Annotated in this window: 13 protein-coding genes and 1 pseudogene; 6 read left to right on the top strand and 8 right to left on the bottom strand. The window is 68.3% G+C overall.

Annotated features, from left to right (window positions below):
- Positions 1-176: 176 nt before the first annotated feature.
- On the bottom strand, positions 177-1,220 hold the full coding sequence (locus QM568_RS14095; protein ID WP_415139809.1) for a LacI family DNA-binding transcriptional regulator: 1,044 nt from the start codon (positions 1,218-1,220) through the stop codon (positions 177-179).
- A 102-nt stretch (positions 1,221-1,322) separates the two neighbouring features.
- On the opposite strand from QM568_RS14095, the gene QM568_RS14090 reads away from it, so the two are divergent.
- The gene (locus QM568_RS14090; protein ID WP_415139808.1) at positions 1,323-2,777 is read left to right on the top strand and encodes a purine-cytosine permease family protein; all 1,455 of its coding nucleotides are present in this window, start codon (positions 1,323-1,325) and stop codon (positions 2,775-2,777) included.
- Entirely contained in the window at positions 2,774-4,408 is a 1,635-nt protein-coding gene (locus tag QM568_RS14085; protein WP_415139807.1) for an amidohydrolase, read from the top strand. The genes QM568_RS14090 and QM568_RS14085 overlap by 4 nt, the downstream gene beginning before the upstream one ends.
- Positions 4,409-4,608: 200 nt before the next feature.
- On the opposite strand, the gene QM568_RS14080 is transcribed toward QM568_RS14085, so the two are convergent.
- From QM568_RS14080 to QM568_RS14070, 3 genes are read right to left on the bottom strand one after another with little or no spacing between them, the layout of a single operon-like run.
- Entirely contained in the window at positions 4,609-4,977 is a 369-nt protein-coding gene (locus tag QM568_RS14080; RefSeq protein WP_415139806.1) for a cupin domain-containing protein, read from the bottom strand.
- Positions 4,974-6,377: an NAD(P)/FAD-dependent oxidoreductase gene (locus QM568_RS14075; RefSeq protein WP_415139805.1), complete on the bottom strand. Its 1,404-nt coding sequence runs from the start codon at positions 6,375-6,377 to the stop codon at positions 4,974-4,976. The genes QM568_RS14080 and QM568_RS14075 overlap by 4 nt, the downstream gene beginning before the upstream one ends.
- 26 nt (positions 6,378-6,403) lie before the next feature.
- The gene (locus QM568_RS14070) at positions 6,404-6,871 is read right to left on the bottom strand and encodes an Lrp/AsnC family transcriptional regulator (protein WP_415139804.1); all 468 of its coding nucleotides are present in this window, start codon (positions 6,869-6,871) and stop codon (positions 6,404-6,406) included.
- 101 nt (positions 6,872-6,972) lie between these two features.
- On the opposite strand from QM568_RS14070, the gene QM568_RS14065 reads away from it, so the two are divergent.
- From QM568_RS14065 to QM568_RS14055, 3 genes and pseudogenes are all read left to right on the top strand, one after another.
- Positions 6,973-8,406, top strand: a complete 1,434-nt coding sequence (locus QM568_RS14065) for a gamma-aminobutyraldehyde dehydrogenase (protein ID WP_415139803.1) — start codon at positions 6,973-6,975, stop codon at positions 8,404-8,406.
- Between the two features lie 67 nt (positions 8,407-8,473).
- On the top strand, positions 8,474-9,874 hold the full coding sequence (locus QM568_RS14060; RefSeq protein WP_415139810.1) for an Eco57I restriction-modification methylase domain-containing protein: 1,401 nt from the start codon (positions 8,474-8,476) through the stop codon (positions 9,872-9,874).
- A pseudogene (locus QM568_RS14055) lies at positions 9,871-10,419 on the top strand (PaeR7I family type II restriction endonuclease); the annotation flags it as partial. The gene QM568_RS14060 and the pseudogene QM568_RS14055, both read left to right, overlap by 4 nt.
- An 83-nt stretch (positions 10,420-10,502) precedes the next feature.
- Here QM568_RS14055 and QM568_RS14050 read toward each other — a convergent pair.
- From QM568_RS14050 to galT, 4 genes are all read right to left on the bottom strand, one after another.
- A complete protein-coding gene (locus tag QM568_RS14050; RefSeq protein ID WP_415139802.1) occupies positions 10,503-10,868 on the bottom strand; it encodes a DUF2200 domain-containing protein in 366 nt (121 codons plus the stop codon).
- A 413-nt stretch (positions 10,869-11,281) separates the two neighbouring features.
- A complete protein-coding gene (galE, locus tag QM568_RS14045; protein ID WP_415139801.1) occupies positions 11,282-12,265 on the bottom strand; it encodes a UDP-glucose 4-epimerase GalE in 984 nt (327 codons plus the stop codon).
- Positions 12,266-12,317: 52 nt separating this feature from the next.
- A complete protein-coding gene (gene galK, locus QM568_RS14040) occupies positions 12,318-13,523 on the bottom strand; it encodes a galactokinase (RefSeq protein ID WP_415139800.1) in 1,206 nt (401 codons plus the stop codon).
- Positions 13,520-14,704: a galactose-1-phosphate uridylyltransferase gene (galT, locus tag QM568_RS14035; RefSeq protein ID WP_415139799.1), complete on the bottom strand. Its 1,185-nt coding sequence runs from the start codon at positions 14,702-14,704 to the stop codon at positions 13,520-13,522. Before galT ends, galK begins: the two co-directional genes overlap by 4 nt.
- A gap of 65 nt (positions 14,705-14,769) precedes the next feature.
- Here galT and QM568_RS14030 point away from each other — a divergent pair, with 65 nt between their 5' ends.
- The gene (locus QM568_RS14030) at positions 14,770-15,828 is read left to right on the top strand and encodes a LacI family DNA-binding transcriptional regulator (protein ID WP_415139798.1); all 1,059 of its coding nucleotides are present in this window, start codon (positions 14,770-14,772) and stop codon (positions 15,826-15,828) included.
- Positions 15,829-16,002 lie beyond the last annotated feature (174 nt).

The raw sequence follows: 16,002 nt of genomic DNA, 5'->3' as shown, positions 1-16,002 counted from the left end.
TTGGGGCCGCTGCGGCCGGGCCCGGCGGGTTTCCGGCGGCGTTTTGGCCCGCTTGGGGGGTGCGCGGGCGCAAAAAACCGCGACGGGAACCGAAGCGCGACGCACGGATGCGGCACAAATCGCGACCTGAGCGGGTGCGCGAGGGCCGGAGTGGCACAGATTGAGAGCCGCAGCGCTCACGAATCGACGGGCACGCCGGGCATGCGAAGGGCGGTGGATGCTCGAACGATGAGCCGTCCGTGGTCGGGCTCGGGCACCGAGACGTCGAGATCCGGCTCCAGCTGCCGCAGTAGTGCCACAGCCGCCTGACGGCCGAGCGCCTCTGGCTGCAGGTCGACGGTCGAGATCGTCGGCTCCTGATCGCGCAGGCATTCGGCATCCGAGCCGCAGATCACGAGAACGTCCTCGGGTACTCGCACGCCCAGAGCGGTGAAGCGGTCGACCAGACCCCTGGCGTGGTCGCTCGTCATGCAGTACACCCCGTCTGGGGGTTCGGGGAGCGACAGCAGCTCGTCGGCCGCGAGTCCGGCCTCGTCCCGCGGCGCGCGCTCGGGCACCCGGAGAATCGTCTCGGTCAGGCCCGCCGCCTGCATCCGCTCGCGGTAGCGGGTCTCGGCGGCGGTGTTCCACTCGATCGGATCGGTGCCGACGACGAGCGCGGGGCGCTCGCTGCCCGCCGCCGCGACATGGTCGAGCACGCGGTCGGTGATGAGCGCGGTCGCGATGTCGATCGCGTGCGGATCGGCGGGGTCGGCGATGTCGGCGCCCACCAGCGTGTAGGGGATGCCGCTCGAACGCAGCGCGGCGGTCAGCGGGTCGCGCTCGACGGGGTCGGTCACGATGATCCCGTCGCACGCGTAGGCCGTGACCGGGGCACCGGGGATCACAGGATCGGCGACGAGCATGAGCGCGTACCCGTGGGCGAGCGCGGCGAGTGCGGCTGCGCCCGCGAAGCGCGGGAAGTAGTCGATGTCGCCGAGATGCTCAGGCTGTGCCCCGACGGCGGGACGCAGCACGAGGCCGATCACGCCGAGGCGGCTGCGACGCAGGCCGCTGGCGACGACGTCGGGGTGGTAGCCCAGAGCGGATGCTGCGGCGCGGACTCGCGCCTGGGTGTGCGGGTTCACAGTGCCGTTGCCCGAGAAGGTGTGCGAGACGGTGGTGGGGGAGACGCCCGCTCGGCGGGCTACATCGCGGATGGTCGCGCGCGTGCGGGTCATGGGATGACGATACCTGCGGAAAGTCATTGTCCAAATCGTTTTGGATGTCTAGCGTGTCCTTTCAAACGCGACGACGCCGCCGCACACCGATCAGGAGGACCCATGTCACAGCTCACGCCCGACAGTGCGGCATCCGCATCCGACGCCGCGATCACGCGCGCGGCCGCCGCGAACGACAGCGCCACACGCGTCGAGACCCACGGCATCGACCACATTCCCGACGCCGAGCGACATGGCCGCGCTCGCGACCTCTTCGCGGTGTGGGCGGCCCCGAACGTGAACTTTCTCGCCGTCGTGGTCGGCGCGACCCTCGTGCTCCTGGGGCTGAGTCTGTGGCAGGCGCTCATCGCCATCGTGGTCGGCAACCTGTTCTCGATCATCACCGGTATCGTCGCAGGCTCAGGCCCCGCGGCAGGCGCGCCCAGCGAGGTCATCACCAGGGCCATGTACGGCGTGCGGGGCAACCGCGTCAACGTCGCGATCGCCGGCTGGCTGATCAGCGTCTGCTACCTGGCGATCAACTGGGCGGCGGCGACCACCGTCATGGTCGGGCTCCTCGGCCGCTTCGGCGTACCAGCCACGGGGTGGACCATCGCGATCAGCGCGATCCTGATCGCCGCTGCGACCATGGTCATCAGCGTGTACGGCCACGGCCTCATCATGCGTCTGTACCAGCCCCTCGCGATCGTGCTGGCCCTGATCTTCGTCGTGATGGCCGCATTCGTGATCAGTGGTGCGCAGTGGGACTTCGCGCCCGCGCAGCCCCTCGAGGGGATCGACCTCATGGTCATGATGAGCGCGGGCATCGCGATCGTGGCATCCGGCCCCCTCTCGTACACCAACAGCGCCGACTTCGCCCGCTACCTCCCTGCGCACACGCGCGTGCGCGATGTGGCGACCTGGACGAGCCTCGGCATGATCATCCCCAGCATCTTTGCGACCTTCGTCGGCGCTCTCGCAGCGGCGACCGTGGACATGAGCGACCCCGAAGCCGGGCTCGAGCAGTTCCTGCCCGATTGGTTCGCCCCCGTCTTCCTCATCTCCGTGATCGTCAGCACGATCGCGAACAATGCCATGACGGCATACAGCTCTGGTCTCGCCCTGCAGGCCGTCGGCGTGCGCCTTCCGCGCACCCGCACCGTGCTCCTCGACGGCACAGTGGGGGTTCTGATGACCCTGTTCGCGCTGCTGGTGTGGAACTTCCTCGACAGCGTGTCCAGCGCCCTGCAGCTCGCGGTCACCGTGCTCGGCCCGGTGATGGGTGTGTACCTCGCCGACATGCTCTGGCGGCGCAACCGCTACGACGGCATGGCGCTTGCGGACGAGTCCCGCAGCAGCCGCTTCTGGTTCTCGGGCGGAGTGCACGTGCCAGGGGTCGTGGCGGTGCTCGGCGGCATCGCAGCGTCGCTGCTGTGCAGCTCGACCCTCGTGTTCACGGGGCCGATCGCCGCAGCACTCGGCGGCGTCGACCTCTCCGTGCCGGTCGGTCTCGTCGTGCCGTTCGCTCTCTACCTGGTGCTGGTGCGCGCCTCCGCCCGATCGAAGCAGTCGCTGTGAGCGCCGTCCGCTATCGCGGAGGAGTGATCTTCACGTCTGACACCGAGCCCTGGGCCGAGTCGATCGTGGTGAGCGACGGCCGCATCGCGTTCGTCGGAGACGAGGCGACGGCATCCGCTCTTCCCGTTGACCGGGTCGTCGAGCTCGACAGGAGGCTCGTGCTGCCGGGTATCGTCGATGCGCACACCCATCTCGTCTCGATGGGGGAGTCGCTCACCCAGGTCGATCTGCAGGATGCTGCGGACGTCGAGGACATCCAGCGACGACTGCTCGCCGCAGCCGCGGGCTCCCGAGCCCCTCGTCTCATCGGGCGCAGCTGGCTGTTCTCCGCGCTGGGCGGGGAAAGGCCGCACCGCGACATGATCGACGCCGTGGTCTCAGATCGCCCGGTGTACCTGCATGCGAACGATAGTCACTCGGCCTGGGTGAACACAGCGGCGCTCGCCGAGCTCGGCATCGACGAGCTCACACCCGACCCGCTCGGCGGCCGGATCGAGCGCGACAGCGAGGGGGCGGCGACGGGGATGCTGTGGGAGAACGCCTCGCTCGGCCTGATGCGCGACCGGCTCGACGAGCTCGTCTCCGACGAGGAGCGCGAGCGGGCCCTGGTTGCGGCCCTCGACGCCTACCTCGCCGCCGGAGTCACCGCCGCGGTCGATATGGGCCTGGGCGAGCCGGAGTTGCGCGCGCTGGTCGGGCTGCACCAGCGCCGGGGCGGCACGCTCCCGATGCGCATCGCCGGACACTGGGTCGTGAACCGCACGGCGACCGCCGAGGGAGACCTTGAGGCCGTGGCCAGGGCCGTCGGTCTCGCCCGCACCCATGCCGGCCCGTGGCTGCGCGTCACCGGGATCAAGCTCTTCGTCGACGGCGTGATCGACAGCTGCACCGCCGCGATGCGGCATCCGTTCCACGATGGCTCGCACCCCGATGCGTTGTGGGATCTGCCCTCGTTGTCGGCCGTGGTCACGGCCGCCGACGCCGCAGGCCTCCAGGTCGCGATGCACGCCATCGGCGACGCCGCATCCGCTCTCGCTCTGGACGCCCTCGCGGCTGCGGTCGCCGCGAACGGCCCCCGTGCCGACCGCCGTCACCGCCTCGAGCACCTCGAGACCGTCGACCCCGAGACGCCGCTGCGTTTGGCGCGGCTGGGGGTCATCGCATCGGTGCAGCCCGTGCACTGCGACCCTGCCATCCAGGCGAACTGGCGTGCGATGCTGGGCGACGATCGGGTCGAGCGCGGGTACCCGTGGGGCGAGTTCGTCCAGGCCGGGGCGACCATCGCCCTCGGCACCGACGCACCCACCGCGCCGTTCGACCCACTCGCGAACCTGTTCATCGCGACGACGCGGCGCTCGGCATCCGATCCGTCGTTGCCGGCGAACGTGGCGGAGAACGCGATGGGGGTGGCGGATGCTGTGCGCAGGGCGACGCGCGATGCGGCCTACGCCGCGCGTTGGGACGGCGAACTCGGCGTGCTGCGCGCAGGAGCCGCCGCCGACTTCGTGGTGCTCGACGGCGATCCGTTCCGCGACGGCGTCGAGGCGTTCCTGAGGGCCAGGGTCGTGAGCACCGTGGTCGCCGGAGAGGTCGTTGCCGGTTCTGCGCTGCCGGGCGGCTCTGGGTTCTGAGGCCGGCTGGTTTCGTCGTTCCAGTCGCAGTTGGTGCCGGTTCGGCTGCCGGGCCCGTCGTTCCGGTCGCTCTTGGTGCCGCCTCGCGTCGTTCAGAGCGGCACGGAATGCGACCGGAACGGATTCGCGGGGCGCGGATGCGGCACGGATCGCGACCGGAGCGGGAACAGGAACCGGCGCGCGCCGTGCGCGGCACCGGCTCAGGCCACGTACACCTTGCGCAGCGTCTCGGTGACGGTCCATTCGGTCTGCATGCCCTCGGCGAGGCGCACGATCGACCCGGGCCCGATTTCGAGATCGGGGAGCTCCGGCGAGAGGAATCGCACCACCGCGCGGCCCGAGATTACGACGAAGATCTCGTCGGCCTCGGTATCGGTAGCGGTTCCCGGCGTCATCTCCCAGATCCCGACCTCGACGCCAGCCGCAGAACCCGACCCGATCGTCGCGAGCGGCAGCGTCGCGGCGGTCGGGTGACCCGAGACGACGGATGCCGCGGGCAGTTCTTCAGGTGAGACAGCGAGCGTTGCGGCATCCGCTCCCTGACCAGGTTCGAGTGAGAGAGCGCTCACGAGTCGAATCCCATGCCGACGGCGTCGAGGGTCTTCAAGAACAGGTTCCGCTTGCCCTCGTTGTGGTCGGCCTGGTCCATCGCTGCGCGCACGAGGTTGATGCCGATCGCTGCGGCGGGCTCGGGCGGGAACGGGATCGGCTTCTCGCGCACCATCTTCAGCCGGGTGCGCTCGGTCTCTTCTCCCGACAGCTTGTCGAGCATGACGTCGGCGGCGAAGCGCGCAGCCCCCACGCCGAGTCCGGTGAACCCGGTCGCGTAGGCGACGCGGCCCTTGCGCGCCGTGCCGAAGAAGGCGCAGAACCGGCTCGACGAGTCGATCGCCCCGGCCCAGCGGTGCGTGAATCGCAGCCCTTCCAGCTGCGGGAATGTGGTGAAGAAGTGCGACGCGAGCTTGCGGTGACTCTCCATGCGGTCTTCGTACTGAGGCCGCACCTTGCCGCCGAAGTGGTACACCGCGTCGTAGCCGCCGAACAGGATGCGGTTGTCGGCGGTGAGTCGGTAGTAGTGGAACTGGTTCGCGCTGTCGGCGAGGCCCTGACGGTTCGACCAGCCGATCGACTCCAGCTGCTCGGTGGAGAGCGGCTCGGTCATGAGCACGTAGTCGTACACGGGCACGGTCATCAACCGGTTGCGCTTGAGGAGCGAGGGGAACACGTTCGTGGCGAGGGCGACAGCATCCGCCGTCACCGTCCCGCCGGGGGTGACGAGGCGAATCGGACCCGAGCCGTCGCCCTCCACAGCCCGAACGATCGAGTGCTCGTAGATCTCGACGCCGAGGTCCGCGGCGACGCGGGCCAGCTCCATGCCGAGCTTCGCGGGGTGCACCATGGCGCAGCCTTCGCGGTCCCAGTCGCCGGCGAGGAAGATCGGCGAGTGCACCTCGGCCTGCACGGCCTGCTCGTCGAGGAACCCGTGCTCGTCGCGGTACCACTTGACCTGATGAGGCTCGACGGCGACGGCCAGCTGGCCTGTGCGCTCGAAGTCGACCTTCATGTCGTACTTCTTCACCGTCGCCTCGATCGCGTCGAGGTTCTCGATTCCCAGCTCTTCGAGGCGGTCGATCTCCTCGGGCCAGCGGTTCACGCCGTTCTCGTGCCCGTGTGTGAGGCTCGCCTCGCAGAAGCCGCCGTTGCGACCGGACGCCGCCCACGCGATGCGCGCGGCCTCGATGAGCACGACGCGGCGCTCTGGTTCGCGCTCCTTCGCGCGCACCGCTGTCCACAGGCCTGCGTAGCCGCCGCCGACGACGGCGAGGTCGGTCGTGATGTCGGAGGCGAGGGGCGGATGCTCGACGCGTTCGACGTCCTCCAGCCAGAACACTCCGAATCGGGTGTCGCGCAGTGAATCGTCGACGACGGACTCGGCGGGCGGCTGCCGTTCGAAGATCGTGGTTCCCATGATGTGCTCCTGGTCGAGGGTGCGCCTCAGCGCGTGCCCCAGTTGTAGAGGTCCTTGTAGAGACCCGCGTAGAGCAGGCTCTCGGTGTGCACGACGCCGGGGATCGTGCGGATGCGGGTCGCGATGAGGTCGAGGAGGTCTTCGTCGCTCTCGCACACGGCCTCGACGAGGATGTCGAAGGTGCCGAGGGTGACGACGACGTAGGCGAGCTCGGGGATCTTCGCGAGCTCCTGCGCGATTGCGCGCGGGTCCTCGACGACACGGATGCCGATCATCGACATGCGGTGGAAGCCGAGCTGCATCGGGTCGGTCACGGCGACGATCTGGATGATGCCCGCCTCTGTCATCCGCTGCACGCGCTGGCGCGCTGCGGCCTCGCTGAGTCCGACCTCGCGGCCGATCTCGGCGTAGGGGCGACGGCCGTCCTCTTGGAGGAGTTCGACGATCCGCTTGGAGATGTCGTCCAGCGCAGGATGCTTCGGCGTGCTGCTCATATGCCGATACTGACACTTTCGCACCGCGTGTGCAACTGATTCAGTCGTTTGGGTGGGGATAAGTCTTCAGAATTCGTGGCAGACCCGGTAGCATCGGCGGTATGTCCACGACGACGTTGCAGAACTTCATCGGCGGCCGCCGCGTGCCCGCGCACGGCACCGGCCGCATGCCGCTCATCGATCCGGCCACGGAGGACGTCTACGGCGAGCTGCCGGTGTCCGATCAGGACGATGTCGATGCGGCGTATGCCGCAGCATCCGCCGCCTTCCCGATCTGGCGCGACACCACACCCGCCGACCGTCAGCTGGCGCTGTTCCGCATCGCCGATGAGATGGAGAAGAGGGCCGAGGAGTTCGCCGATCTCGAGTCGCAGGACACCGGAAAGCCCCGCGCGAGTCTCGTCGCCGATGAGATCATGCAGTCGGTCGACCAGCTGCGCTTCTTCGCCGGCGCCGCCCGCAGCCTCGAGGGGCGCGCGGCTGGTGAGTACCTCGCGGGGCACACCTCCTACGTGCGTCGTGAGCCGATCGGCGTGATCGGGCAGGTGACGCCATGGAACTACCCGCTGAACATGGCGGTGTGGAAGATCGCCCCCGCGCTCGCCGCAGGCAACACCGTGGTGCTCAAGCCTGCGGAGTCGACGCCGCTGAGCACCCTGTTGCTCGCCGAGATCGTGGCCATGCACACCCCGGGAGGAGCGTTCAACGTCGTGCTCGGAGACCGTGACACCGGCGTCGCCCTCGTCGAGCATCCGGTGCCGCAGATGGTCGCGATCACCGGATCCGTGCGCGCGGGCATGGCGGTTGCCCGCTCGGCGGCGAACGACGTCAAGCGCGTGCACCTCGAACTCGGCGGCAAGGCCCCGGCGATCGTGTTCCCCGACGCGTCGATCGACAAGGCCGTCGGCGGCATCGTCACCGGCGCGTTCTTCAACGCTGGACAGGACTGCACTGCCGCCACCCGGCTGCTGGTGCACTCGTCGATCCATGACGAGTTCGTCGCCGCGCTCGTGGCGAAGGTCGAAACGGATGCTCGCACCGGCGGCCCCCGTGAGGAAGGTGTGCTCTACGGACCGCTGTCGAGCGCCGCGCAGCTCGCGCAGGTGCAGGGCTTCATCGACCGCCTGCCCCAGCACGCGAAGATCGAGGTCGGCGGGCGCCGCCAGGGCGACACCGGCTACTTCTTCGAGGCGACCGTCGTGTCCGGCATGCGCCAGGACGACGAAGCCGTGCAGGGTGAGATCTTCGGTCCGGTGCTCACGGTGCAGTCCTTCGACACCGACGACGAGGCCCTGGCGCTCGCCAACGGCGTGGACTTCGCCCTCGCGGCATCCGTCTGGACGACCGATCACGCCCGAGCCATGCGGTTCTCGCGCGACCTCGACTTCGGTTGCGTGTGGATCAACACGCACATCCCGTTCGTGTCCGACATGCCGCACGGCGGCTTCAAGCACTCCGGATACGGCAAGGACCTCTCGCAGTACGGCTTCGACGACTACACCCGGATCAAGCACGTGATGAGCGCGCTGGGCTGAGTGGGTCGTCGATACAATTCTTGACCTGGTGGGTTACACACCGGACAAGGGCCTCTAAGAGGCGAAGCTGCTCGAATCCTCCATTGGTTCAGGGGCGTTCCTCGTCCCCGTCGTCGAGCGGCTGCTCGAATCTGCGCGGCGTCACGGCGTCCCGCTAGGCTCGCTCTCTGGCAGCATCCACGGGGTGGATCTGCAGCCCGAGCACGTCGAGACATGCCGCGCGAAGCTGGACCAGTTGCTCCTGGCCGCCGGTGCGACGCACGAGGAAGCGACGGCACTGTCCGGGGAATGGCTGCACCAGGGCGACTTCCTCCTTGATGAGATGCCGGGCGGTGTCGATTTCGTCGTTGGAAACCCGCCGTACATCCGTACAGAGGACCTCGACGACGAGGTCGAAGCCGAGTACCGAGCTCGCTGGCGCACGATGCGCGGCCGCGCTGACATCTACGTCGGATTCTACGAGCAGTCGCTGGGCCTTTTGAAGCCTGGTGGGAAGCTCGGGTACATCTGCGCTGATCGTTGGATGCGGAACGCCTACGGGAAGTATCTGCGCGGCCTCGTCGTCTCTGGCTACGCCGTCGAGACGGTGTGGCAGATGCACGATGTGAATGCGTTCGAGGCAGAGGTCTCCGCATACCCCGCGATTACGGTGCTGGCGAACACCCGGCAAGGACCCGCGACCCTCATCGACACGACAGCTCTATTCGGGGCCGAGTCGGCGCACGAGGCGACGGCGTTCGTTCTGGGTTCTGACGAGGAAGCCGCAGGACAAGGCTGGGAGGGAGCCCGTCTGCCGACCTGGTTCGAGACTGCGGACTTCTGGCCTGCGGGGTCGCCGGGCACGATCAAGCTGCTCGAACGTCTGCAGGAAGAGTTCCCGACACTGGAGGCCGACGGCAAAACCAAGATCAGCATCGGCGTCGCGACAGGCGCTGACAAGGCCGACATCGTTGGGCAGGGCGTCGATGTGGAGCCTGAGAGGCTCACACCGATTGTCATGGCCGACGACATCCGCGCTGGCCACCTGAAGACACCCACGAAGGTGCTGTTGAACCCATGGGACGCCGAGGGCAGGCTCGTGGACCTGGACGCGTTTCCGAAATTCGCAGCGCTGCTGGGGTCGCATGAGGATGTCAAGAAGCGCTCCGTCGCCAAGAAGAACCCGCTGACCTGGCACCGCACCATCGACAGGGTGTATCCGGGCCTAGCCGAGCGGCCGAAGTTGCTCCTGCAGGACATGAAGGCGCAGATCACGCCGGTGTTGGAGCCCGGCGGATACTACCCGCACCATAACCTCTACTACGTCGTCTCGGACTCATGGGACCTCGAAGTGCTCGGAGGTCTACTGCTGTCGAGGATCGCCGAGGCATTCAGGAGTCGAGACCGTGATGCTGCGACCCGCGCAGCGGAGGAGGCGTACGGCCTGGCTCCAGGCGAGACCGCGCGGGAGAGAAAGCGTGCGGCATGACCGAGTCGTCGGACAAGGTGCTGAACCTTATGGAGCACTTCTGGGAGGAGAAGGGCGCAGCGGTCGAGCGGAATCGTTCGGAAGGTCGGGACGGGCGCGGCGCTCAAGCGCGCGATGCAAGACACATGCGTCAGCTGGCGCGCTTCGTCAGCCAGATGTTCGTGGACGCCGGGCTGGACGCTTCGGACGTCGTCATCGACGGTGTGATCCCTGGGTACTACCGTCGTTCGAAGAGCTGGGACGTCGTGGCGGTTCACAAAGGTCACCTGGTAGGCATCGTCGAGCTCAAGTCACAGGTGGGCAGCGAAGGGAACAACGGCAACAACCGCATCGAGGAAGCCCTGGGTAACGCTTTCGACGCTCAAGTCACCCAGGAGATGACACAGGCGTTCGGCATTTTGCCGATGTGGAGTGCGTTCTGCATGGTCTTCGGGTCCGACATGAGCGCAGCGAAGGACATTGGGCTCGTCAAGCGCCCGCTCTTCGATCTAGACCCGGCATTCGTTCCGATGACATACGGCAGTCAGCTCGCTATCGCCACCGAGCGATTCATCCAGACTGGTGTGCGTACAGCGCCGGGTTGCTCGTTACGTCCTGGGTCGACGCGGAGGGCCGTGCACTGTTCGGATCAGGGGGAACGCAGCACCTTCTCCATCGCTCGGCCTCGTGCAAGCTCATCGACAAGTTTGTCCATGATTCGGAGCTCGCGCATCAGTTCATTCTCAATGTCTTCGATGCGAACCCCGCAGATCACGCCCGTGACTTGGTCTCGGGCAGGATTGAGCGCAGGGGCGTGCGTGATGAACTGTTCAAGGTCAGTTTCAGTAGAGCGAGCGACTTCCAGCTGCTGAGGTGAGTAGCCAGTTAGCCAGCGCAGCATTTCATCAAGCTCATCACCTGTACGCCCTTTGGCCTCGACCTTCTGTGCGTACAGATCGTAGATGTTCGAGAACTGGTACCCGAAAACTCTCCGCAACTTCTTCTCGTCATCCATGATGCAATCCTAACCTCGTGCTTTCACGGTCACATTCGTTGATCGCGGCGCGGTAGCGGTGGAAAGTGCTCCCGCGATGGTACTTCTCTGTTCAAGTGATCGCCCTGGCGGAGTCATAGGAGTCGTAACATCAGTGAGGATTATTGGCTCGTCGCATCTGAGGGTGTGGGTGGTTTCTGAATCCGCTGGTCGCAAGGAGCGAGCGGGCAATGTCGTTGCTCAGGTTGCGGAAGCCCAGGGCCGAGCCGCGGAGGTGTCGGAAGCGCGGAGCTTCAGCGCCCGGCCGAACTTGCATAGCTCGACGAGCGGGGCCGGGATGCCGCGGGTCAGCGAGTCGATCACGGACTGCATGACCAGCCTGCCGAGCCCCCGGTCGGGTTTCCTGGCCCGCACCGGCAGCATCCGCTCCCGGGTCAGGACCGCGACGCCCGAAGGCGCGCTTCCCACCCGGTGCGCACCATCTCGTCGACCGTGTAGCGCATCTTCCAGTCGAGGTCGCGCGCGGCGAGCTCTCCGGTGGCCACGATGCGGTCGGGGTCGCCGGGGCGCCTGGGGCCGATTTCCGGTGTGAAGTCGATTCCGGTGACGCGTGCCATGGCGTCCATGATCTGGCGGACGCTGAGTCCAGAACCCGAGCCCAGGTTGTATGCGGGCTCGATCGGCTGGCCGCCTGCCAGGCGCTGCGCTGCGGCGACGTGCGCCGCGGCGATATCTCCGACATGCACGTAGTCGCGCACGTTCGTGCCGTCGTCGGTGGCGTAGTCATCGCCGTTGATACGAGGGGTCTCTCCGGCGATGAGTTTCTCGAACACGATCGGGAACAGGTTGTGCGGGCTCACGTCGTACACGGTCGGGTCGGCTGAGCCGACCACGTTGAAGTAGCGTAGCGAGGTGTGCCGCAGCGGCTTCTCCGACTCGGCGGTGGCAACGGCCTGATCGCGCAGCAGCCATTCGCCGATGAGCTTGGACTCGCCGTAGGGGCTTGCCGGGTTCTTCGCGGTGCTCTCGACGACGAGTGCAACATCGGGGGTGCCGTACACGGCGGCTGAGGAGGAGAACACGATGTTCGCGACGCCTGCGGCCGCCATCGCATCGAGGATCACCCGCGTACCCTCGACGTTCTGCGCATAGGTGTGCAGCGGACGCTGCACCGAGACACCGGCGTACTTGTACCCGGCGACGTGGATCACCCCGACCGCCGCATGCTCGCGCAGCGTGTTCTCCACAAGCTCGCGGTCGAGGATCGACCCCTGCACGAGGGGCACGCCTTCCGGCACGAACGAGGCGACCCCGCTGGAGAGGTCATCGATGATGACGGGGGAGAGTCCGGCATCAGCCAGTGCCCGTACGACGTGCGATCCGATGTAGCCGGCGCCGCCGGTGACGATCCAGGACATGCTTCTCCTTCAGAACGGGCAGAACGGGTGTGGCTCTATCTTCTCAGCACCCTCAGGCGTCACGCTGAGCGCCCGCCGAGGGCGTCACCGTGAACAGGTGCGGGGCTGCGAAGCCGGATGCCGCGAACGCGGCCTGTACGGCATCCGATACCGCCTTCTCGGCATCCGCACTGATCAGCGCGATCGCCGCTCCGCCGAAGCCGCCACCGGTCATCCGTGCCCCGAGGGCACCGGCAGCCAGCGCCGCCTCGACGGCCGTGTCGAGCTCGGGTACCGAGATCTCGAAATCGTCGCGCATCGAGGCGTGCGAGGCGACCAGCAGATCGCCGATCGCGCCAGCGCCCCGCTCGCGCAGCACTCCCACCGTATCGAGCACCCGCTGGTTCTCGGTGACGACATGGCGTACCCGGCGGAACGTCACATCGTCCATGAGTTCTTCGGCGCGCTGCAGATCGTCCACCGACACATCGCGCAGCGACGGCACGCCCATGATTGCCGCACCCCGCTCGCAGGCAGCACGGCGCTCGCCGTAACCGCCGGTGGAGTGCGCATGCTTGACGCGGGTGTCCATCACGAGGATCGCAAGCCCCGCCTCGGCCGCGCCGAGCGGCACGAGCTGCGTCTGAAGCGACCGGCAGTCGAGGAAGATCGCGGCATCCGGCTCGCCCAGCATCGACGACATCTGGTCCATGATTCCGGTGGGCGCTCCCACCGCCTCGTTCTCGGCCGTGCGGCCGATGCGGGCGAGCGCCGTCTTATCGAGACCCGTGCGCCACAGGTCATTCAGAGCGGATGCTGTCGCCCCCTCGATCGCGGCGGAGGAGGAGAGTCCGGCGCCGACGGGCACGTCGGAGGCGATGGCGATGTCGACGCCGCTGAGCTGCGCTCGTGTGCCCGCGCCCGCGCCCGCACCCGATGCCGCTGCCAGCGCCCACGCGACGCCCAGCGGGTACGCGGCCCACTCCGGCACTGCCGGTGCGGCGCCCGTCGCGGTGGGAAACAGAGTGCTGAGCTCGTCGAGCGCGACCTCGACGGGCTCATCGGCGAAGGTCGACGCGACGCGGACCTTGCCGTCGCTGCGGGGGCCGACGGCGGCGACGGTGCGGTGGCCGATCGCGAACGGCAGCACGAAACCGTCGTTGTAGTCGGTGTGCTCGCCGATGAGGTTCACGCGCCCTGGCGCCGACCACAGGCCCTCAGGATCATGGCCGACCAGCGCAATGAACAGAGTCTTCGCGGCATCGTGGACGGCACTCATGCGCTGGCCTCCTCTGCGCGCGCGATGGCTTCGCGGATGCGGGCCGCGCCCTGCTCCGGTGCGACTTCGGCGGCCCACGCCCACATGGCGGCTTCTGACCCGGCCAGGAACTTCAGCTTGTCGGCCGCGCGGCGGGGGCTCGTCAGCTGCAGGTGCAGGCGCACGCTGTCGCGGCCCACGTGCACCGGCGCCTGGTGCCAGGCGGCGATGTACGGGGTAGGGGTGTCATACAGGGCGTCGAGACCGCGCAGCAGGCGCAGGTACAGCGGCGCGAGCTCGTCGCGCTCAGCATCCGTCGTCTCGGCGAAGTCGGGAACATGACGGTGCGGCATCAGGTGCACCTCCAGCGGCCAGCGCGCAGCGAAGGGAACGAAGGCCGTCCAGTGCTCGCCCTCGAACACGATGCGCTCTGAGCCGCGTTCGAAGTCGAGGATGTGCTGGAACAGGTCGGGTGCGGTGCGATCGATGCTGTCGAGCAGCCTGGCGGTGCGCGGGGTGACGTATGGGTATGCGTAGATCTGGCCGTGAGGATGGGGAAGCGTCACGCCGATGGCTTCACCACGGTTCTCGAATGGAAAGACCTGCTCGATGCCGGGCAGTTGCGACAGCGCCGCGGTGCGGTCAGCCCAGGCCTCGATCACGGTGCGGGCACGAGTGGCGGTCTGCGTGCCGAAGGAGCCGGAGTGCTCTGGGCTGAAGCAGACCACTTCGCAGCGGCCGACCGAGGTGCGCGTGCGGCCGAGGCCGAGTGCGGCGAGGTCGTCGAGGCCGCGCGGCGGGTTCGCGGCAGCGGGAGCGGCTCCGACCTGCTCGGCGAGGGCGGGGCCGAACGCCGGGGACTTGTTCTCGAACACCGCGACGTCGTAGCGCGACGGCACCTCGGAGGGGTTCGTCGGCGTCTGCGGGGCGAGCGGGTCGGCATCCGCTGCGGGCATCATCACCCGGTTCTGACGGTTCGCGGCGACCGTGATCCAGTCGCCGGTGAGGACGTCGAGGCGCATCGTCGCGGTGCCGGGCCGGGGATCGAGGGTTCGGGTGTCGATGGAGCGCTCGGCGTCGAGCGTCGTATCAGGGTCGTCGTAGTAGATGAGGTCGCGGCCGTCGGCGAGGGTCGTCGATCGCTTGACGACGCCGGCGCCGAGGGTCTCGGTCCGCGAATCGGGAAGATGAGGCGTGTTCACGTAAACATGGTGGCACAGCGGTCGTGGTAACGTCAACACGACGGAGTTCTGAACAGGGGAGCGCGATGACCGCCGACGACCTCGGGCCTGGCGAGCTTGCGTCTGACGAGCTTGCGCCCGGCGAACTCGAACCGCGGGCGAGGCGCCGGCGCGCGTCGAGCGGCCGCGTGTCGCAGGCGTCGGTCGCCGTGCGCGCCGGGGTGTCGGGGCAGACCGTGTCGCGTGTGGTGAACGACAGCCCGCGCGTGGATCCTGCGACCCGCGTCCGCGTCGAGCAGGCGATGGCCGAGCTCGGATACCGTCCGCACCGCGCGGCCCGCGCCCTGCGCACCGGCAGGTCGCAGACCATCGGCCTCGTCGTGACGACGCTGGCGACCGTCGGCAACGCCGCGATGCTGCAGGCCACCGCCGAAGCCGCCGCCGAGCGCGGCTACGCGCTCACGCTCGTGACGGCGTCGAACGGCGTGGCCGCGGCGTTCGAAAGCCTGGTCGCGCAGGAGGTCGACGGCGCGATCGTGCTCAACGAGGCCTCGGCGCAGGTCGCCACGGGGGAGCGTCCGCGAGGGCTCCGGCTCGTGGTCGTCGATGCCGAGGCGGATGCCGGATTCACCGCCGTGCACAGCGATCACGCCGGCGGAGCGGGAGCCGCCACCCGTCATCTGCTCGAGCGGAGCCATGGCACGGTGCACCACCTCGCCGGCCCCGCCGAGTCGTTCGCGGCCGCCGAGCGCGAACGGGGCTGGCGCGAAGCGCTCGCCGCGGCGGGCGTGGAGGCGCCGGAACCGGTGCGCGGCGACTGGACGGCCGAGTCGGGCTTCGCCGCGGGAGGTCGTCTGCTGTCGGCATCCGCCGTCTTCTGTGCCAACGATCAGATGGCGCTCGGGCTGCTGCGGGCGCTCGCCGAGAGCGGGCGGCGGGTTCCCGGCGACGTCGCCGTGATCGGCTTCGACGACGTGCCGGAGGCCGCCAACTACCGCCCGCCGCTGACGACCATCAGGCAGGACTTCACCGCGCTCGCGCACCGCGCCGTCGGCGCGCTCGTCGCCGACATCGAGGGCGCCGCCCCGGCATCCGGCCCCGCCGTGATCCCGACCGCCCTCGTGGAGCGCGCCAGCACCCCCTGACCACTACCCCCGTTCCGGTCGCAAACCTGGCTCGTTTTCCGGGCAAATTCGAGCCGGGTTCGCGACCGGAATACCTGTGCCGGGGCGGGCCAGGGGACAGATGCACGACCCGGGAACGGATGCACGACGATTCGGCCGATTCGGGCGTGCAGCTGTACCCGGGTCGTGCAGGTG

Origin of the sequence: Microbacterium sp. (genome assembly GCF_047607465.1) — a bacterium.
In the GTDB taxonomy this organism is placed as follows: domain Bacteria; phylum Actinomycetota; class Actinomycetes; order Actinomycetales; family Microbacteriaceae; genus Microbacterium.
Note: the sequence above shows the minus strand (reverse complement) of the source record. Positions and strands in the feature narration are given on the sequence as shown.